Genomic DNA, 17,854 nt, shown 5'->3' with positions numbered 1-17,854 from the left:
CTCCGACATTCCCATCTCGCGATGCGGATGATTCCGTTTCCCCTGGTGAGACGGGCGGCAGAGGTGAGGCCCGCCGCCCGCTGTGGGGGCGGGTGGCGGGCCGGGGTCCAGGTGGGGTGCCGTCAGGCCGGGTAAGCCTCGACGACCTGGACGTCTTCCTCCGTGATCACGCCGTCCACGATGCGGAACGAGCGGAACTGGAAGGGGGCCTCCGCACCGGTGCCCTCGGCGGTGGAGACCAGCACGTAGTGGGCGTGCGGCTCGGACGCGTAGGAGACGTCGGTACGGGAGGGGTAGGCCTCGGTGGCCGTGTGCGAGTGGTAGACGATCACAGGCTCCTCGTCCCGGTCGTCCATCTCGCGGTAGAGCTTCAGCAGGTCACCGGAGTCGAATTCGTAGAAGGTGGGCGAGCGGGCCGCGTTGAGCATCGGGATGAACCGCTCCGGCCGTCCGGTCCCGGCCGGGCCGGCGACCACGCCGCAGGCCTCGTCCGGGTGGTCGGCCCGGGCGTGGGCGACGATGGCGTCGTGCAGTGCGCGGGTGATGGTCAGCATGCGGTCAGGATAGCCAGGCCGGATCGGGCGCCCGGTCACCGTCCGTTTCTGACGTGCAGGTGGTCGTGCGGCACGCCGTGGACGGCCTCCGGCCGGGTGCGCTTGAGCACCTGGTAGCTGACGACCAGCAGCAGGGCCCACACCGGGAAGACGTAGAGCGAGATCCGGTTGTCCTCGTCGAAGCCGATCAGGACGACGACCAGGGCGAGGAAGGCGAGGGCGAGCCAGCTGCTCGCCAGGTTGCCGGGGGCCTTGAAGGTGGGCGGCGGGAGGTGTCCGCCGGTCCAGGCCCGGCGGTAGCGGATCTGGCAGATCAGGATCATCGCCCAGGTCCAGATGCCGCAGACGGTGGCGACGGCGGTGATGTACTCGAACGCCCGGGCCGGGGCCAGGTAGTTGAGGACGACACCGGCGCCCATCAGCAGCGCGGAGACGGTGATGGCCATGGCCGGGGTGCGGTTGGCGTTGAGCTTGGTCAGCCGGCCGGGGGCCTGGCCGCGCAGGGCGAGGTCGCGCAGCATCCGGCCGGTGGAGTACATGCCGGAGTTGCAGGAGGACAGCGCGGCGGTGAGCACCACGAAGTTGATGATGCCGGCTCCGGCGGGGATGCCCATCTTGGCGAAGGCGGCCACGAACGGGCTGACGCCGGGCTGGAATTCGGTCCACGGGACGACCGAGAGGATGATCACCAGGGCGCCGATGTAGAACAGCGCGATGCGCCAGGGCAGGGTGTTGATGGCGCGGGGCAGGGTCTTCTGCGGGTCCTCGCTCTCGCCCGCCGTGACGCCGACGAGTTCGACGCCGAGGTAGGCGAACATGACGATCTGCAGGGTCATCACGGTGGCGCCGATGCCCTTGGGGAAGAAGCCGCCCTCCGCCCAGAGATTGGTGATCGACGCGGTGTCACCGGCGTCGCTGAAGCCGAGGGTGAGGACGCCGACGCCGATCAGGATCATGCCGAGGATGGCCGTCACCTTCACCATCGAGAACCAGAACTCGATCTCGCCGAAGAGCTTCACCGAGATCAGGTTGGCCGCGTAGAGGATCACCAGGAAGACCAGCGCGCTGATCCAGCGCGGGATGGACGGCTCCCAGAAGTTGACGTACACGGCGGCGGCGGTGGTCTCGGCCATGCCGGTGACGACCCAGAACAGCCAGTACGTCCAGCCGGTCACGTACCCGGCGAAGGGGCCGAGGAACTCGCGGGCGTACTCGGCGAAGCTGCCGGAGACCGGGCGGTAGGTGAGCAGTTCGCCGAGCGCCCGCATGATGACGAAGATGACCACGCCGGCCACCGCGTACGACAGGATCAGGCTCGGGCCGGCCTTGGAGATCGCGGTGCCCGCCCCGAGGAACAGGCCGGTGCCGATGGCGCCGCCGATGGCGATCATCTGGATCTGGCGGCTGCCCAGGCCCCGGACATAACCCTCTTCATCCGGTTTGGGATCCGTCACTTCGTCATACGTCTGCTCGGCCATGGTGCACCGTCCTGCTTTCGTGGGGTTCAGCAGTCGTACCACGGAATGCCCGGATATCGGTTGGTATCTGAGCGTTATTTGAGCATGTCAGGTTGACCTTTCGGCTGATTTGACCACTAATGCAACGACCCTCTGTCCGGCATGCGGACAGAGGGTCGGGGGCGGCCCGCGCGGGCCGGCGGCGTCAGTCCGCCATCGCGTCCAGCAGCGACTCCTGCATCCCGCCGAGCCACAGGTACGCCATCACCAGCGGCTTGCGCTCGTCGGTGTCGGGCAGCGCGTAGAGACCCTGCTCATCCTCCTCGGTGACCTCCAGGCGGGCACCGAGGGTGAGCCGAAGGTCGTTCAGCGCACCGAGCCAGCGCAGGCACTCGGCCGGCGTCAGCTTGAGTACGCCGCCCTCGCCCTCCAGGCCGTCCAGCGCCCGCACCACGTGCAGCGCGTCCTCGCGCTTGCGGGTGCGCAGGTCGATCTCGGTGTAGCGGCGGAACTCCCCGGCGGCGGCTGCGGTGTCCGCGTCCACCGGCTGCCCCGGCTCGCCGTACGCGTCGGGGAACAGCCGGGCCAGCGCGGGGTCGGACGGCGCCTCGGTCGGGCCCTCGGCGAACAGCGCGGCCAGCGGGTCGTCACCGCCCTTGCCCGGCCCGGGCCCGATCAGCTCCAGCATCTGCACCTCGAGAGAGCGCAGGATGGAGGCCTCCAGCTCGTCCAGCGCGATCGCCGCGCTCCCGTCGCCGGCACTCTCGAACAACCCAGCCATCGGTATCGGTCAGCCCGTCTTGTCGTCGTCGTGTGCACCGCTCCCCGGGTGCACGGGAGGGAAGCCGGTCATGGGCTAGTCGTGCTGGAGGGTGGCCCACAGCCCGTAGCCGTGCATCGCCTGGACATCCCGCTCCATCTCCTCGCGGGATCCGCTGGAGACCACCGCCCGGCCCTTGCTGTGCACCTCCATCATGAGCTTCCTGGCCTTGTCCTTCGGGTACCCGAAGTAGGCCTGGAAGACGTACTGGACGTAGCTCATCAGGTTGACCGGGTCGTTGTGGACGATCGTGACCCAGGGCGTGTCCGGCTCCGCCACCGGCAGGCCTTCGACCTCCGGGCGCTCGATCTCCACGGGCGCGACACTCACCGCTGGCTCTCCTCGCTGCACGCTGTCCCATATGCTCTTTCGCCCCCCATGCTGCCATCCGGGGGACCTGCGGGCGATTCCGCCCCGACACCGGCCGAAACACCTGCGAAAGAGAAATCGTCACTCTGACGCTAAGTAGTAGTAGCATCATCGGCATGGACGCCACTTCAGTGCGCGCGGCCGGGTCGACCGCGCTCCTCACCGACCGCTACGAGCTCACCATGCTGCAGGCCGCACTGCGCAGCGGGGCCGCACACCGCCGCTCCGTCTTCGAGGTGTTCACCCGGCGTCTGCCCAACGGCCGCCGCTACGGCGTGACGGCCGGCACCGGCCGGGTCCTGGACGCCATCGAGGACTTCCGCTTCAGCACAGCGCAGCTGGACTGGCTGGCCGACGAGGGCGTGGTCGAGGACGACACCCTGCGCTACCTCGCCGACTACCGCTTCCGCGGCGACGTCCGGGGCTACCCCGAGGGCGAGGTCTACTTCCCCGGCTCGCCGGTGCTCACCGTGGAGGGCAGCTTCGCCGAGGCGGTGATCCTGGAGACGGTCATCCTGTCGATCCTGAACTTCGACTCGGCCGTCGCGGCCGCCGCCTCCCGGATGACGTCCGCCGCCGGGGGGCGCCCCTGCATCGAGATGGGCGCCCGCCGGGCCCACGAGCAGGCCGCCGTGGCCGCCGCCCGCGCCGCGTACATCGCCGGTTTCGACGCCACCTCCGACCTGGAGGCCGGCTTCCGGTACGGCATCCCGACCAGGGGCACGGCGGCGCACGCCTTCACCCTGGTGCACGACAGCGAGCGGGACGCCTTCACCGCGCAGATCGCCTCGATGGGCCGCGGCACCACGCTGCTGGTCGACACCTACGACCTCAGGGAGGCGGTCCGCACGGCCGTGGAGGTGGCCGGCCCCGAACTCGGCGCCGTCCGGATCGACTCCGGCGACCTCACCCTGCTCGCCCACCGGGTCCGCCGGCAGCTGGACGAGCTCGGCGCCCGGGACACGAAGATCATCGTGACCTCGGACCTGGACGAGTACGCCATCGCCGCGCTCGCCGCCGCCCCCGTCGACGGCTACGGCGTCGGCACCAGCCTGGTCACCGGCAGCGGCCACCCCACCTGCGCGATGGTCTACAAGCTGGTCGCCCGGGAGAGCACCCCCGGCGGTGAGCTACTGCCGGTCGCCAAGCGCTCGGCCGGCGGCAAGACGAGCGTCGGCGGGCGCAAGTGGGCCGCCCGGCGGCCCGACGCGGACGGCGTCGCCGAGGCCGAGGTGATCGGCACCGGCGCCGTGCCCGAGGAGCTCACCGCGCACCGGCTCCAGGTGCCGCTGGTCCGCGCGGGCGAGGTGGTCGGGCGGGAGCCGCTGGCCGCCGCGCGGGAGCGGCACGTCCGGGCGCGCGCCGCGCTGCCGCTCTCGGCCACCCAGCTCTCCAAGGGCGAGCCGGTACTGGCCACCGAGACCCCGGCCTGACCGGGGCGGGCTCGGGACGGCCGGTGCCGGCTCGCGACGGGCCGACCTGGCCGGGCTGGCCGGGCTGGCCGGGCCGCTCGACGCCGCCCGCCCGCCCGGCGGGGCGCTGCGCCTGCCCGTCCCTCGGACTTCCGCCTACGCACGTCACTCCCTAGAGTTGCCCCCACCGCACAGACCCACTCAACCGAGGATGCCAGCCATGCACCGGGCACTGATCGTCGTCGACGTGCAGAACGACTTCTGCGAGGGCGGCAGCCTCGCCGTCGCCGGGGGTGCCGAGGTGGCCGCCGCCGTCACCGACCTGATCGCCGAGTCCTCCCCCGGCTACCAGCACATCGTCGCCACCCGTGACCACCACATCGACCCGGGGGCCCACTTCTCCGCCGAGCCCGACTACATCGACAGCTGGCCCGTGCACTGCGTGGCGGGCACCGAGGGGGTGGGCTTCCACCCCAACTTCGCCCCGTCCGTCACCTCCGGTGCGATCGAGGCGGTCTTCGACAAGGGCGCCTACTCGGCGGCGTACAGCGGCTTCGAGGGGCTGGACGAGAACAACCGCGGCCCGGCCGAATGGCTGCGGGAACGGCAGGTCACCGAGGTCGACGTGGTCGGCATCGCCACCGACCACTGCGTCCGGGCCACCGCGCTCGACGCGGCGCGGGCGGGGTTCACCACCCGCGTCCTGCTGGACCTGACGGCCGGCGTCGCACCGCAGACCACGGCCGCGGCGCTGGAGGAGCTCCGGGCGGCCGGGGTGACGCTGGTCGGCACGCCCGTCGTGCGCGACTAGCCCGCCCTGCGGTGCCGGATCTCCGGGCCGGTCCGGTCCGGTCCGGTCCGGTCCGGTCAACGGAGTTGAGGTCCTGGCGTTCGCGACCCCGTGGCCGGGGCCCTGCAATTGAGGCCTCAGTGTCGAGGTCCTGCGGTTGAGCCCCATCGTCGAGGCCCCGCTGCCCGGACCTCAGCGCTCGGTGACCAGCAACTCCACCACGTCCGTGCCCCCCTGGACGAACGCCTCCCGCAACTCGCCGCCGACCACGTCCGGTTCGGCGGCGAGCCGGCGACCCGACACATAGACCACCCGCACTCCCAGGTACTCCATCCGGTGCTGGCCGCCCCGCACCCAGGCGGCTTCACCCTCGCTGACGCACCGCAGTTCGGAGTCGACCTCCACCGCGACACCGGCCTGCGGCCAGTACAGATCGGGGACGGCGATGTACGTACCGCCGCGCATCCGCAGCTCGGGGCCGGTGAGCGGCACGGGCAGCAGCCACTCGTCCACCAGTTCGCCGATCCGCTCCAGCACCGACTCCCGCTCGGCGGCCAGCAGTTCGTCCAGCGCGGCCCGGATCCGCACGTCCTCCAGCAGGCCGGACTCCCCCAGCTCGGCCAGCAGCTCGGCCACCGTGCAGCGGCCGCCCGCCAGCGTGAGGGCCTCCCGCAGCACCGCGCGCACCAGGTGCAGGCCGACCAGGCCGTTGTCGAAGGCGCCGCCGTCCGTCCACTCGCGGAACGCGTCCGCGACCGCCCTGGCGACCGGCGCGCAGGCCAGGCCGTGCACCGACCGGGCCTCCAACTCCCGCTCGGTGCGCCGGATCCGCACCTCACCGGCATCCTTCAGACGGCGCTGACGGGGCACCAGCACCTCCACCCCCGTGACGGCCGGCAGCCGTGGCACCGCACTGAAGCCGTACAGCGCGAGGGCTGCCGCGCCGGTGATCACCGCGCCGGCGTGGCGGCCCTCCTCGCGGCCGCTCCGGGCCGCGTAGAGCAGGGCGGCCCACATCCGCTGCTCGGGCGTGGGCTCGCCGCCCTGGAGCAGGTAGACCCTCGGCAGGAGCCGCTGCCAGGGGCCGCCACGGCGGCAGTGCTCGCTGATCACCCGGGCCGGCACACCACGGGCCCGGAGCTGACCGGCGGTGATGACGTTCTGCTGACGCTTCGCCAGTTCCTCCAGGGAGGACGGCGTCGAAGGAATCTGGTAGCTCATGCCGACACCATCCCCAACACCTCCGACCAGCCACCGGTTGCCTGACGCACTGTTACCCAACCGTCGCGAAACCGGCACTAGCCCGTACTAAAGTCCCCATACCATCACCCATTTGGAGTAATGGGCGGTCATGTGGTTGTCGTTCGCGGCCGGGAGGAAGCCCGCCCCCGCACCGTCAGAAACCCACCGGTGAACCTCCATCCACCCCTTCCGACCGCCGATCCAAACCAATGACCAGGCCGTTTGACCGAGAGTGATCAGTGCCATACGCCGAAGCGCCCTCCGGTAGTCACTCCCGTCCGCAGGATTGCCTACGCTTGGTTCATGTCACGTGACGAGACCTCCGGCCTTCGCGCGGCCCAGCTGCGCCTCGGCCGCCTGCCCGGATACGTCCGCCAGCCGGACCTCTCCCGCCGCAACGGCGAGCGGGGCCATACGTACAAGAAGGGTTGGGAGGTCCGCTTCACAGCGCGGACCGAGGCGGAGATAGCCGAGATCCGCGACCTCGTGATCGCCGCCGGATTCGCCCCGGCCCGTCCCTTCTTCAAGGGCCACCAGCTGATCCAGCCCGTGTACGGCATGGCGGTCGTCCAGACCTACCTCGCCGCCCGGCAGGTCGCCGAGGAGACCGCCGTCAGGACCAGCCGCGCCAGACGCACCGAGGGGGATGCCGCGCCTGTCGCCGGGCCTTCCGCCGAGCCCGCCGCCGTCGGCACGGCAGCGACCGCGATGGCGGCCACCACGTCGGCCTCGCCCGAGCAGCAGCGGCACGCAGCAACGGTCCCGGCGGCCAGGGCCACTGCCGAGAGCGCCGCGGGGGCGGCCGCAGCGATTGCGGCGAGAGCTGCGGCGACCGTCGAACTCGCCGGACGGCGGGCCGTGGAGGGCTTCCCCTCGCAGGTCGAGCGGGCCACGGCCACCGACCGGATCGGCGCGGCGGAGGCCGGGCACGGCGCCTGAGGGGCGGGCACTGCGGGGGACCGGGGGCGGAGGTCGGGGTCGGGGAACGGGGTCGAGGGCGGGGGGATCGGGGTTGAGGGCGGGGGATCGGGCACCGGGGGATCGGGGACCGGGGGATCGGCCGGCTCAGGCCGGTGCATGGTCGATGTGCACCGTGGCCGCCAACAAGCGGGGTACCGCACGGATCAGGGCCTGCTCGGCCGCCTCCGCCACCCGGTGCGCCGCCACCACCGTGAGCGTCCCGTCCACCACGACGTCCGCCTCGGCCCGCAGCGCGTGCCCGATCCACCGCATCCGAAGCGCGCCGACCCCGCGCACCCCGTCCACCGCCCGCAGTTCGCGCTCCGCCGCATCCACCAGCTCCGGGTCTACGGCGTCCATCAGCCGCCGTCCGACCTCGCGCACCGATCCGCGCAGCACCACCAGGATCGCGCCGGTGATCAGCAGCCCGACCAGCGGGTCCGCCCGCCGCAGGCCCAGGGCGCTGCCGGCCGCCCCCACCAGCACGGCGAGCGAGGTCAGCCCGTCCGTGCGGGCGTGCAGGCCGTCCGCGACCAGGGCCGCCGAGCCGATCCGGCGGCCGGTGCGGATCCGGTACCGGGCCACCCACTCGTTGCCCAGGCAGCCGACCAGCGCGGCGCCCGCGACCGCCCACAGGTGACCCACCGGCTGCGGGTGCAGCAGCCGCGTCAGCGCGGTGTACCCGGCGAACACCGCCGAGGCCGCGACGGTGGCCACGATGGCCACCCCCGCCAGGTCTTCCGCCCGCCCGTAGCCGTAGGTGTAGCGGCGGTTGGCGGCCCGGCGGCCGAGCAGGAAGGCGATGCCCAGCGGTACGGCGGTGAGCGCGTCGGCGGCGTTGTGCACGGTGTCCCCGAGCAGCGCCACCGAGCCGGACAGCAGGGCGATCGAGCCCTGGAGCACCGCGGTGAGCCCGAGTATCAGCAGCGAGACCCAGAGGGTGCGCAGGCCGTCGGCGGAGGACTCCAGGGCAGCGTCGATCCGGTCCGCGGCGTCATGCCCGTGCGGGCGCAGCAGGTGTGCGAGTCGGTGCCGCACGCCGGGCGCGCGGCCGTGGTGATGCGCCTGCCCGTGATGGCCCGGGGCGTCGTGCGTGTGATCCTGCGCGTGATCGTTCGCGGGGTCGTGCGGGTGATCGCGGCGGCCGTGCGGATCGGGGTGCGGATCGGGGTGCGCGTGGACCTCCATAGGCCCTACCGTGGCACATCAACCCCCTTGCAGCCACTGCCGTTCTACGGCCTCTGACCAGCTGCGACACGCCCGCAACTGCGCTCCCGGCGCGGTCTGTGGCTACTGTTGCGCCGGTACCGTTCCAGGCGTTCAGAGGCGTGTCAGTCCCTTCTCAGTGAGGTTCCGCGCATTCAATCCGATTGGTCACCCAGAGCACCGGAGGCTTCCCGTAGAGTAAGCGCGGAAGATCCTTGCCACCCGCCCATCTCCCTTGCCGAGAGGCAGAGATGACCATGCGTCACACCGGCCCGACCGGGCCGGCCCCCGAGCCCGGCGCAGCCTCCGGCCCGACGTCCGGCACGCCCGGCGACGCTACGCCCGGCCCGGCCCGTACGTCCGCCGCGTACGGGAGGTCCGCAACGTCCGAGTGGGCCGGCGCATCCGAGCGGCCCGGGGCGTCCGAACTGCCCGAGCGGTCCGGCGCGTCCGAGTGGGCCGCCGGCGCGGGGCCTGGCGCGGCATCCGGCGAACCGTTCAACGTACCACTGGAGTTCGCGGCCTTCTGCGAGCTGCACCGGCCGCGCTACCTCAGCTACGCCCGGGTGTGGATCCCCGATCCCGACGACGCGGCCGCCGCCGTCCAGCTGGCCTTCGGCCAGCTCGCCGTCCGCTGGCGGGAACTGCTCGGCAGCTCCAACCCCACGGCTCACGCCTGGTACATCCTGCGCAGCATCGTCGCGGACCGCCTGCTCAGCGAGCCCGAGGTACCCCAGGCGCGCGTCGCGACCCCGGCGGACGAGGACCTGGCGATCCTGCACTACGTGGTCGGCCTCGCCGCCCCGGAGATCGCCGACGTCGTCGGCACGGACACCGCGAACGTCGCCGGCCGGCTCCGGCGGAGCATGCTGCAGGATCCCGGCGGCTGGTGACGGCGCCCGGCCGGCCCGGCGGCGCCCGGGGCCGAGGCCGACGCCTACGCCCGGTCCTGGGCCTCGGGCGCAGGGGCCGGGGCCGGGGCCGCCTGGAGGCGCTCGCCGGTCACGTCGTACAGGTGGTGGAGCGGGTCGTGGATCAGGTACCGGGAGAACGACTCCACCGTGAACCGGGCGCCGTCGCTGCGGTCCCCGGTCCGCTGCCACTGCTCGCCGCGCACCCCCTCGAAGCCCAGCGCCAGCATCTCGGCGGCCTCGGCCAGCTCGCCCGCGACGACCGCGGGGTCCTGCTGGGCGTAGCGCTCGGCGACGGCCGTCGCGTCCTGGTCCCAGTTGGCGAAGAGCGGACCTTCCTGGTCGAGCATCAGGTCCAGCCGGAGCCGGAAGAGCCGGAAGACGTCACGGACATGGCAGGCGTACTCCAGGGCCGACCACACCTCGGGGCGGGGCCGGCGGCGCACCTCTGCCTCGTCACCCGCAAGGACGACCTGCCAGGCGGACGCATTGCCCCGGACCAGCCCGGCGATGTCCTCCCGCGCGACGGCGGGCGTGTCGAGACCGCAGTCGGGACAGGCACGCAGCAGGACCCAGGTCCAGTCCTTGGTGTCAGGCGTGATCGCGTCGGTGGCGTCGCCTGCGGCGGCGGCGACAGAGGCGGCAGAGGGGGCAGAGGCGGGGGCGGATGCGCGGCCAGGAGTGATCATGCGTCCAGGATGGCGGGCCCGCGCCACCCGTCACCAGCGGCCATCGCGCCACCGTCCCGCAAGATCCTGCCAGGGGGCGCATCAGACCTCGCTCGCGCCCGCTGTGCCGCCCATGCTCCCGCTCGTACGCCTCCCGGGCCACCAGCAGGTCGCCGTCACGGCGCGGTACGGCGGCGGGGGCCCGGGCAGCACAGTGGACCTACGGGGCAGTGGTCCTGACGGTTCGCCGGGTGGCCCGCCGTGGATTGTCAGTGGCGGGTGCAAGGGTGCGGGTCATGAACCTGCAACCAGGCGAGGTGGTCCGGTGGAGCTTCTCCTTCGGCGGCCGGCTCAGCAGTGTCTGCCCGATGCGTGTGGTGGAGCACACCGCGGACGGGCTGCTGCTCTGGCTGGCCGGCCGCTCGCCGGTGTGGGAGGCCGTCGTGCCCGGCGGCCGTCATCTGCGCGACGTACCACCGGAGGATCAGCCCGTCGGAGGCTACCCGCTCGCACCCGGGCACTGGCACGAGAACGGCGCGCTGATCCTCCAGCCCGAGGGCGCCGCGCACGCCGTGTGGTGGCTGTTCTCCCCCGAGTCCGACTTCACCGGCTGGTACGTCAACCTCGAACACCGCACGGGCAACGGCCCGGACATCAGGATCACCGACCTGGAGCTCGACCTGACCGTCGCTCCCGACCGGAGCTGGCGATGGAAGGACGAGCAGTCCTTCGCCGACAAGACCGGCCACCCCGCGTACTGGACGCCCGAGCAGGCCGCCGCCGTCCGGGCCGAGGGGATCAGGGTGGCCGCCCGGGTCGAGGCGGGGGCGTTCCCCTTCGACGGCCGCTGGTGCGACTTCCGCCCGCCCACCGAGTGGGCCCTCCCGCCGCGGCCCGTGCCGCCCTCGGTCGGCGCGTTCCGCCCCGCCGCGCATGCCGAAAACGGATTGCGCCGGTCCGGAGAATGGTCGGCGTGACCCCATTCGCCCCGCAGGACTGGATTCTCAGCCCGACGCCTCTCGACCACCCCGACTCGGCCGCGCTGCTCCACGCGTACCTGGACGAGCTGATCAGCCGCTACTACCACCGCCCTTCCACCGACGCCGAGATCAAGCACGAGCTGGACCACGGCGAGGACCTCTCCGGGCCGCACGGCACCTTCCTGGTGGCGTGGTCCGAGGGCACGCCCGTGGGCTGCGTCGGGGTGCGCCGGCTCAGCCCCGAGCTCACCGAGCTGACCAAGGTCTTCGTCCTCCCGCAGGCCCGGCGGGGAGGCGCCGGCGCCCGCATCGTGGGCGCCGCGGAGGACGCGGCCCGCAGCTGGGGCGCGACCGCGATGCGGCTGAACACCCGCAAGGACCTCACCGAGGCGATAGGCCTCTACCACCGGCTCGGCTACCGGGAGATCGAGCCGTACGGGGACGACCCGTACGCGGAGCTGTGGTTCGAGAAGGACCTGCGCCCGCCCGTCGAGGAGGACGCCGGTGGGGCCGGCGCCGAGGACCGATGAACCGATGAGCGGGCACGAATCCACTGGCCGGGCCGGACCCCGAGGAGAGATGCTGGGCAGCATGCTCATCCGTGAAGCCACCCCTGAGGACTGGCCGGCCATCTGGCCGTTCCTGCACGACATCGTCGCGGCCGGCGACACCTTCACCTGGGACCGCGACATCAGCGAGGATCGCGCCCGCGCGATGTGGCTGAAGGAGGCCCCCGGCCGGACGTTCGTCGCGGTCGACGAGGACGGCACGGTCCTCGGCACCGCCGAGATCCACCCCAACCAGGCCGGCCCCGGCTCGCACGTGGCCAACGCGGGCTTCATGGTCGACCCCCGGCACTCCGGCCGCGGCGTCGCGCGGGCCCTCTGCGCCCATGTCCTCGACCAGGCACGCACCGACGGCTACCGGGCGATGCAGTTCAACGCGGTCGTGGAGACCAACCACCGCGCGGTCGCACTGTGGCGGTCCTTCGGCTTCGAGGTGCTCACGACGGTGCCCGAGGCCTTCGACCACGCCGAGAAGGGCCTGGTCGGGCTGCATGTGATGTACCGGAAGCTCTGAGCCCCTCCCTCCCTGCGGCAGTCCATGACGGCAGGCTAGCGACCTCGCGGGCCAGGACCGCGTGGACGGGCGACTCTGCGTGGACGGCCTGGACCACCGCCTGTCTCCCGTCCGTCAGCCGGCATCGCCCCTGACGGCGCACGTGGCTCCGGGAGCTCCGGGAGCGCCGGCATCACCCAGCTCAGCAGGCTCGCGCAGACAGGCCGCCTCCCGCTCGTTCTTCGGACCGGTCGACTCCTCGTCCGCCTGGACGTACGGGATGTGCGGGACATGACCGGGCCCTTCCGGTAGTCGATGGACCCATGACTACCGGAAGGGCCTCCCCCACCTCACGCAATACGCCTGTCCGTGGGCGCATCAGCGATACGGATTGCCCGAGGACGGAGCAGCTGGCGGAACACCGGGTGGACCCTGCGGCAGGCCGTGCGGCGGCTGGGCCATCGGCGGCGCCTGAGGATAGCCGTACGGAGGCTGCTGCGGCGGCATGTACCCGCCGCCGGGGCCGGGGCCAGGGCCGGGCCCCGGCCCGTTGCGATTGCCGCGCTTGCGGACGATCAGGAACACCACGCCGACGACGATGAGCAGCCCGACCGCCCCCGCCGCCACATAGAGGTAGCCCGGCACCCCGGCACTGTCCGCTGCCCCCGGCACACCGCCGACATCGCCGCCGCCCGGCTCCGCCGCAGGTTCCGTGGTCGCGGCTCCCCCCTGCGACTCGGCCCGGCCGAGCAGCGGGTTCTCCTTGGACCCACCGTCCACCGCCGGATTCGGCGCCAACGCCTTCGACGGCGACGCGATGCCGTAGCCGTACTTGTCATTGGGAGCCGTAGAACCATCGGGCGGCGCCACGGCAGTCTTGATCATCCGATTGATGACCTGGCCCGCCGAGAGCTCGGGATACTTGGATCGCACGAGCGCGGCAATGGCGGAGACGTAGGCCGTGGCGTCGGAGGTGCCGTCACCGATGCCGTATCCGGCAGCCGGCTGCGCACTGGCCCGGTAGATCCCAGCGCCGGGAGCAGCAAGAGTCGTCTCAGGTCCGAAGGTCGACTTCTCCCAGATCGCACCCGTGCGATCGACTGCGCCGACGGCGACCACCCCCGGAAAGGCCGCCGGGTATTCAACAGGCCTGTTCCGATTGCCGCTGTTTCCCGTCGAAGCGACCAGGACAACATCCTTACCTGCGGCATAACTGACCGCAGAGCGGATCTCCGAATCATTCTTCGAATAGCCGCCGATGGACATGTTGATCACCTTGGCGCCGTGATCGGCGGCGAATCGAACAGCCCGAGCCACATCGGACTTCTCGCCCTCCGCGACATCCTCTCCGCCCCATCTGATCCGGATCGGGAGGATCTTCGACTTGGGCGCCAGCCCCATGATTCCCGCCTGGTCACCATGGCCATGGCCAGCGATCAGGCTGGCCATGCCTGTCCCATGGCCATCCTTGTCAACCGTCCCATCGGAGTTCTCCCCCGAGAAGTCGGCCCCGGGAAGCACTTGGCCCGTGAGGTCCTGATGATCTTTCAAGACCCCACTGTCGATGACAGCGACAATCACTCCGTTGCCTTGCGAGATCGGCCATACGGTCGTGTCCGAGCGGTAGTTGACCAACGGCCACTGTCCCGTACGGATGTTGTCCGCACTCGCCGGACCTGCCCCTACTCCAAGGAGCAGAGCCGCGACGGCGAGCACGGCCGCACCGCGCACTGGTCGGCTGGTCGTCAAGCCTGGTCACCCCACTCAGCGAAGCGGTCGTCCCGCAGAGGCGTTCTGCGGGACGACCGGTCGGATCGAACCGTCCACTACGGACAGGGAGTCATTCCACCACGTTCGGATTGACGGCCTGGCCCGACACCCAGGTCTCCTCGTCTTCGACCAGGTAGTCAGGACGCTTGCCGCCCTTCTCCTTCTCCTTCTTGCGGCGCTGCGAGTCGCTCAGCGGCATGCCCTGTCCCTGGGGCCCCTTGCCCTGCTCGCCCTGAGCACGGGTACGTGCCCCCAGCCCTGAGCCACCCTCCGTGAACGCCCCGCGCCTCCCGGCCCCGGGCCGGACAGCCTCGCCGGCCACACCGCCGCCACGCCGGGCCGGGCTGCTCCCGGACCGTCCGCCGGAGCCACCACGTCCACCGGCTCCGAAGCCGCCTTCCTGCATGCCACCGGCGCCGAAGGCGTTGCCACTCTTCGCCGCACCGGCGCCGGACCCGGCGCGCCCGGCTTCCCTGCCCGCCCCACCGGCCTTGTTCTGTCCACTGGCAGAGCTGCCAGTGCCGGGGCCGGCCACGCCGCCGCCCTTCATGACGGGACCGACGCCGGGACCATCCACACCACCGCTGAGAAGGCCGCCGGAGAGGCCGCCAGGACCTGTGGATCCCGTGCCGTTGGATCCGCCAACGGTTCCGGGGCTGAAGGAACTGCTCCCGGCGGCCGTCGGCGCAGGAGCCAGCGTCGCGCCGTCAATACCGGTGCCCGGGCCCACGTTGATCACGGTCGGCGGCTTGGGCGTAGGGTTCTCCACCCCGCCCTTGATGGTCGAGTCTCCGTGCACGGCCGGAGGCTTGGGCGCCGGCTTCGGCGTACCGCCCTTGATCGCGGGATCCGTGGGCGGCGGTGCCGACGCCTTGGGCGCCTTGGGGGTACCGGCGACCGAGCCACCGGTCTTCTTCGGCGGCACAGCAGCGCCGCTCGATGCTCCGTAGTACCCGCCGTTGCCCATGCCGGACCCGGCGATCATGGCCCCGATGGCAACCGCGCCCGTGGGGTCGTCCGGCGCGGGGATATCGTGAAAGTCGTCACGGCCCGGCGGGGGTGGCGGGGGCGGCGGGGGCTTCAGCAGCGGCGCCGCCGCCCGGTACTTCATCGCGAGTGTTTGCATCACCGCGACGGCCTCGGCCTTCTTCTCGTCGCCGACCGAGGTCTTGGTGTCCTCGTCGTCCCCGCCGACCGTCGCGGAGGCGATGTCGCCGACGGCGTCGGTGAACTTGTCCCAGTTGCCCGGCTCCTCGGGCATGTCGCGCTTCGCCTGGTCGATGGCCTCGGCCATCATCTGCAGCGTGATGGCGGCATCGTTGGCGTAGGACGCGGTGTTGTTGATGCTGTTGGCGAGCCGGGTCATCCGGGAGTAGAAGGCGTTGCTGGTGGAGCCCTCCCAGTCCAGCGCGGCTTCGCCGGAGGCGGAGCCGAGGGAGGTGCGGATCGCCTTCAGGGTGGCTGCGGCGCGACGCCAGGGGTCGCTCGCGGCCATGACCTCACCGGAGTTCATGGCCTGGACCATCTTCCGGAGCTGGCCGTGGCTGTAGCCGTTGAAGTTGGTGTAGCTCATGCTCGGGCGCCTCCTGTCCCGTTCCCCCGGCCGGCGGCTGCGGCCTCACTGCTGGTCCGACCATCCATCACCATGACGTCCACGCCTACCACCCCGGTTGCGCCGGGCCGGTGCGCGGGTCGGGGCCCTGCGGCCGTGGCTGGGGGTTCGGCGAGGTGGCGGCGGGCCTGGCGGCGGTCTGGGTGTAGGCGACCGCACTGGTGGCCGACGGGTTGGCGACCGACCAGCCGTCCGTGGAGAGCTTGAGCTTCTGCGAGGTCTCGTGCTCCTGCTCGTCGTAGTTGGCCGCGGTCAGTTCGGCCTTGCGCTGGGCGTCGTCGACGGCGTCCTGCAACTGGTTCAGTACGTCGCGCAGGCCGTCGCGCATGGTCTCGTACTTGCCGTGCAGCGCGGTCGCCTCGGCGAACGTGCCGAAGGCGGTCTTGCCCACACCGCTCTGCCCGTGCGTCTTGCTGCCGTCCGCGTGGGTCTGAAACTCCTCCAACAGCCGCCGCACCTGCGCGGCGAAGGCCCGCAGATTCTCGACCTCGACGCGGTATCCCCCGCCAGGGCCTCCGCTCGAACCCGTCCCCGTGCTCACGCCCTCGTGCCTCCCCCGTACATCCTGCACTTCCTGTCAGAACCGGGCTCTGCGCCCTGGCCCTTCGTGGTCAACCATCGACCCACAACCCTTATGTCTAACACATCGCGCCACCACCGAGAACGGCCCCATCCGGGCCGCCCGCCGGCTCCGCCCCTGACCTGCGACGGCGCCCAACTGCCGGATCGTCAGCCGGTGCCGGCGGTGCGCTGGAGCTCGGCGAGGGCGCGGCGGCAGAGCGAGTCGGCGCGGCGGGTGGTCTCGGGCAGGCGGTACTCGCGGGCGAGGGCGAGGGTGGCGTCGACGGCTTCGGAGAGGCCGATGCGGTGGCCGACCGAGACGAAGACGGGCTTGACCCCCGCCCGGGTGCGCAGCGCGCTGCCGACCTCCTCGCCGCCCTCTTCTCCGGCGCCCGCGTCGTCGACCAGCGGGCTGCGGGCGCCTCGCTGGGGGCCGGGAGCCTGGTGGCTGAAGGTGAACGGGGTCTTGGCGACGCCGAAGGTGCGCAGGCCGGTGAGGACACCGAGGTGGCTGGCGAGGCCGAGCCGCCGGGGGTGGGCGAGGCCGTAGCCGTCGCAGACGACGGTGTCGGGAGTGTGGGTGAGGTCGGCGAGGGCGTCGAGCACGGCGGGGAGTTCGCGGAAGGCGAGCAGGCCGGGCACGTACGGGAAGGCGATCCGGCCGACCGCGGTGGTCTCCTCGACGACCTCCAGCGTCCCGTACTCGAGCAGGACGGCCGCGGCGACCACGAGGTCCCGTTCGTCGTCGTACGCCACGTCGACGCCGGCGACCAGGGCGCCGGGGCCGGGCCCCTCGCCATGCGGTTCGACGAGCGTGCGCAGTCGTTGCTGCTCGGCGAGCGCCTCGGCCTCGGTGCTCGGCCAGTCGGCGGGAATGGGCACTGCTCCCCCAGAGGTTTGTTCGGTCCGGCGACGGTGAAGCCATCACCGTACCGACCGCACCCGCCACCGCCCGGCGCGTGGGTGTCCCGGCCCCGAGAGCCCGTGCGCCCCCCGTGCCCCGCATATGCCGAGTTAGGGTGAACTTACCGAACTGCTCGGCTGGGTAAGCCTTCTGGGAACCACCGACCGAGCAGTCCACCGACGCGCGAAGGACCGACCGCCATGACGCGCCCCACAGTCGCTCAGCTCTGCACCGGCACCCTCACCGTCGTCGTCGCCACGCTGGCGCTGCTCGCCGTCTCGGGCGCCACCGGTGTCCTGGAGATCGCCGTGCTGGTGGCCTTCTCCCTGACGCTCGGTACGCTCGCCACGGCGCTGTCGATGGCGGCCGCCCATCGCCGGTCGGCGGCCGGCCCGGCGGCGGGGTCCGCGCCCCGGCCCCAGCCCGCACCGGCGTCGGCGGGCCAGGGCACACCGGCTCCCGTCACCACCACGCAGGCGCTCGCGGCGGCGCCGGCTTCGTCGCCCGCCGCCCGGGAGTACGTGCAGCAGAGCTGACCGACCCGGCCGCTCGCCGACCCACGCATCGCGATCCGTTCGG

The 17,854-nt window shown here is 72.1% G+C and carries 20 protein-coding genes; 9 read left to right on the top strand and 11 right to left on the bottom strand.

All coding sequences use genetic code 11. From position 1 onward, the window contains the following. Nucleotides 1-122: 122 nt before the first annotated feature. The 4 genes from ACIBH3_RS16275 to clpS all read right to left on the bottom strand — a co-directional run bounded on the left by ACIBH3_RS16275 (nt 123) and on the right by clpS (nt 3,161). The gene (locus ACIBH3_RS16275) at nt 123-554 is read right to left on the bottom strand and encodes a Mov34/MPN/PAD-1 family protein (RefSeq protein ID WP_396312618.1); all 432 of its coding nucleotides are present in this window, start codon (nt 552-554) and stop codon (nt 123-125) included. A gap of 35 nt (nt 555-589) precedes the next feature. Beyond that, a complete protein-coding gene (locus ACIBH3_RS16270) occupies nt 590-2,032 on the bottom strand; it encodes an amino acid permease (RefSeq protein WP_396312617.1) in 1,443 nt (480 codons plus the stop codon). Nucleotides 2,033-2,216: 184 nt separating this feature from the next. Further along, nucleotides 2,217-2,792 carry a DUF2017 domain-containing protein gene (locus tag ACIBH3_RS16265; protein WP_396312616.1) on the bottom strand — a complete coding sequence of 192 codons (576 nt, stop codon included), beginning with the start codon at nt 2,790-2,792 and terminating at the stop codon, nt 2,217-2,219. Between the two features lie 75 nt (nt 2,793-2,867). Continuing rightward, nucleotides 2,868-3,161: an ATP-dependent Clp protease adapter ClpS gene (gene clpS / locus ACIBH3_RS16260; protein WP_329487840.1), complete on the bottom strand. Its 294-nt coding sequence runs from the start codon at nt 3,159-3,161 to the stop codon at nt 2,868-2,870. 155 nt (nt 3,162-3,316) lie between these two features. Between clpS and ACIBH3_RS16255 the strand changes: the two genes are divergently transcribed. Beyond that, complete coding sequence (locus ACIBH3_RS16255; RefSeq protein WP_396312615.1) at nt 3,317-4,633, top strand: nicotinate phosphoribosyltransferase; 1,317 nt, start codon at nt 3,317-3,319, stop codon at nt 4,631-4,633. A gap of 199 nt (nt 4,634-4,832) precedes the next feature. After that, complete coding sequence (locus ACIBH3_RS16250; RefSeq protein ID WP_396312614.1) at nt 4,833-5,423, top strand: isochorismatase family protein; 591 nt, start codon at nt 4,833-4,835, stop codon at nt 5,421-5,423. 171 nt (nt 5,424-5,594) lie between these two features. Here ACIBH3_RS16250 and ACIBH3_RS16245 read toward each other — a convergent pair whose 3' ends face one another. Continuing rightward, nucleotides 5,595-6,623: a hypothetical protein gene (locus ACIBH3_RS16245; protein WP_396312613.1), complete on the bottom strand. Its 1,029-nt coding sequence runs from the start codon at nt 6,621-6,623 to the stop codon at nt 5,595-5,597. 324 nt (nt 6,624-6,947) lie between these two features. Between ACIBH3_RS16245 and ACIBH3_RS16240 the strand changes: the two genes are divergently transcribed. After that, nucleotides 6,948-7,583 (top strand): hypothetical protein, encoded by a 636-nt coding sequence (locus ACIBH3_RS16240; protein ID WP_396312612.1) that lies wholly within the window; start codon nt 6,948-6,950, stop codon nt 7,581-7,583. 126 nt (nt 7,584-7,709) lie between these two features. Here the strand turns inward: ACIBH3_RS16240 and ACIBH3_RS16235 are convergent, their stop codons facing one another. Then, entirely contained in the window at nt 7,710-8,642 is a 933-nt protein-coding gene (locus ACIBH3_RS16235) for a cation diffusion facilitator family transporter (protein WP_396312611.1), read from the bottom strand. Here ACIBH3_RS16235 and ACIBH3_RS16230 point away from each other — a divergent pair. Both ACIBH3_RS16230 and ACIBH3_RS16225 read left to right on the top strand, forming a co-directional pair. Further along, on the top strand, nt 8,634-8,849 hold the full coding sequence (locus ACIBH3_RS16230; protein WP_396312610.1) for a hypothetical protein: 216 nt from the start codon (nt 8,634-8,636) through the stop codon (nt 8,847-8,849). The two genes, ACIBH3_RS16235 and ACIBH3_RS16230, sit on opposite strands and share 9 nt — an antisense overlap. 212 nt (nt 8,850-9,061) lie before the next feature. Then, on the top strand, nt 9,062-9,703 hold the full coding sequence (locus ACIBH3_RS16225) for an RNA polymerase sigma factor (protein ID WP_396312609.1): 642 nt from the start codon (nt 9,062-9,064) through the stop codon (nt 9,701-9,703). Nucleotides 9,704-9,747: 44 nt separating this feature from the next. On the opposite strand, the gene ACIBH3_RS16220 is transcribed toward ACIBH3_RS16225, so the two are convergent. After that, complete coding sequence (locus tag ACIBH3_RS16220) at nt 9,748-10,410, bottom strand: DinB family protein (RefSeq protein WP_396312608.1); 663 nt, start codon at nt 10,408-10,410, stop codon at nt 9,748-9,750. 275 nt (nt 10,411-10,685) lie between these two features. Between ACIBH3_RS16220 and ACIBH3_RS16215 the strand changes: the two genes are divergently transcribed. The 3 genes from ACIBH3_RS16215 to ACIBH3_RS16205 all read left to right on the top strand — a co-directional run bounded on the left by ACIBH3_RS16215 (nt 10,686) and on the right by ACIBH3_RS16205 (nt 12,449). After that, a complete protein-coding gene (locus tag ACIBH3_RS16215) occupies nt 10,686-11,366 on the top strand; it encodes a DUF402 domain-containing protein (protein WP_396312607.1) in 681 nt (226 codons plus the stop codon). Next, nucleotides 11,363-11,899 (top strand): GNAT family N-acetyltransferase, encoded by a 537-nt coding sequence (locus ACIBH3_RS16210; RefSeq protein WP_396312606.1) that lies wholly within the window; start codon nt 11,363-11,365, stop codon nt 11,897-11,899. Before ACIBH3_RS16215 ends, ACIBH3_RS16210 begins: the two co-directional genes overlap by 4 nt. A gap of 61 nt (nt 11,900-11,960) precedes the next feature. Then, nucleotides 11,961-12,449: a GNAT family N-acetyltransferase gene (locus tag ACIBH3_RS16205; RefSeq protein ID WP_396312605.1), complete on the top strand. Its 489-nt coding sequence runs from the start codon at nt 11,961-11,963 to the stop codon at nt 12,447-12,449. A gap of 357 nt (nt 12,450-12,806) precedes the next feature. Here the strand turns inward: ACIBH3_RS16205 and mycP are convergent, their stop codons facing one another. The 4 genes from mycP to ACIBH3_RS16185 form a co-directional block, all read right to left on the bottom strand. Further along, nucleotides 12,807-14,063, bottom strand: a complete 1,257-nt coding sequence (gene mycP, locus ACIBH3_RS16200; protein ID WP_396312604.1) for a type VII secretion-associated serine protease mycosin — start codon at nt 14,061-14,063, stop codon at nt 12,807-12,809. Between the two features lie 205 nt (nt 14,064-14,268). Then, a complete protein-coding gene (locus ACIBH3_RS16195) occupies nt 14,269-15,771 on the bottom strand; it encodes a WXG100 family type VII secretion target (protein ID WP_396312603.1) in 1,503 nt (500 codons plus the stop codon). Between the two features lie 85 nt (nt 15,772-15,856). Next, nucleotides 15,857-16,351 (bottom strand): hypothetical protein, encoded by a 495-nt coding sequence (locus tag ACIBH3_RS16190; RefSeq protein ID WP_396312602.1) that lies wholly within the window; start codon nt 16,349-16,351, stop codon nt 15,857-15,859. A 188-nt stretch (nt 16,352-16,539) separates the two neighbouring features. After that, nucleotides 16,540-17,253 (bottom strand): endonuclease V, encoded by a 714-nt coding sequence (locus ACIBH3_RS16185; protein WP_396312601.1) that lies wholly within the window; start codon nt 17,251-17,253, stop codon nt 16,540-16,542. Nucleotides 17,254-17,475: 222 nt separating this feature from the next. Between ACIBH3_RS16185 and ACIBH3_RS16180 the strand changes: the two genes are divergently transcribed. Further along, the gene (locus tag ACIBH3_RS16180; protein ID WP_396312600.1) at nt 17,476-17,811 is read left to right on the top strand and encodes a hypothetical protein; all 336 of its coding nucleotides are present in this window, start codon (nt 17,476-17,478) and stop codon (nt 17,809-17,811) included. Nucleotides 17,812-17,854: the final 43 nt, after the last annotated feature.

Origin of the sequence: Kitasatospora sp. NPDC050543, assembly GCF_044457565.1 — a bacterium.
GTDB lineage: Bacteria > Actinomycetota > Actinomycetes > Streptomycetales > Streptomycetaceae > Kitasatospora.
This window is presented reverse-complemented; position numbering and strand designations above follow the sequence as displayed.

Bases quoted from the DNA above. Each gene is read 5' to 3' on its own strand.
- ACIBH3_RS16275 (WP_396312618.1), bottom strand. From the start codon at position 554: ATGCTGACCATCACCCGCGCACTGCACGACGCCATCGTCGCCCACGCC.
- ACIBH3_RS16270 (WP_396312617.1), bottom strand. From the start codon at position 2,032: ATGGCCGAGCAGACGTATGACGAAGTGACGGATCCCAAACCGGATGAA.
- ACIBH3_RS16265 (WP_396312616.1), bottom strand. From the start codon at position 2,792: ATGGCTGGGTTGTTCGAGAGTGCCGGCGACGGGAGCGCGGCGATCGCG.
- ACIBH3_RS16255 (WP_396312615.1), top strand. From the start codon at position 3,317: ATGGACGCCACTTCAGTGCGCGCGGCCGGGTCGACCGCGCTCCTCACC.
- ACIBH3_RS16250 (WP_396312614.1), top strand. From the start codon at position 4,833: ATGCACCGGGCACTGATCGTCGTCGACGTGCAGAACGACTTCTGCGAG.
- ACIBH3_RS16245 (WP_396312613.1), bottom strand. From the start codon at position 6,623: ATGAGCTACCAGATTCCTTCGACGCCGTCCTCCCTGGAGGAACTGGCG.
- ACIBH3_RS16240 (WP_396312612.1), top strand. From the start codon at position 6,948: ATGTCACGTGACGAGACCTCCGGCCTTCGCGCGGCCCAGCTGCGCCTC.
- ACIBH3_RS16225 (WP_396312609.1), top strand. From the start codon at position 9,062: ATGACCATGCGTCACACCGGCCCGACCGGGCCGGCCCCCGAGCCCGGC.
- ACIBH3_RS16220 (WP_396312608.1), bottom strand. From the start codon at position 10,410: ATGATCACTCCTGGCCGCGCATCCGCCCCCGCCTCTGCCCCCTCTGCC.
- ACIBH3_RS16215 (WP_396312607.1), top strand. From the start codon at position 10,686: ATGAACCTGCAACCAGGCGAGGTGGTCCGGTGGAGCTTCTCCTTCGGC.
- ACIBH3_RS16205 (WP_396312605.1), top strand. From the start codon at position 11,961: ATGCTCATCCGTGAAGCCACCCCTGAGGACTGGCCGGCCATCTGGCCG.
- ACIBH3_RS16195 (WP_396312603.1), bottom strand. From the start codon at position 15,771: ATGAGCTACACCAACTTCAACGGCTACAGCCACGGCCAGCTCCGGAAG.
- ACIBH3_RS16180 (WP_396312600.1), top strand. From the start codon at position 17,476: ATGACGCGCCCCACAGTCGCTCAGCTCTGCACCGGCACCCTCACCGTC.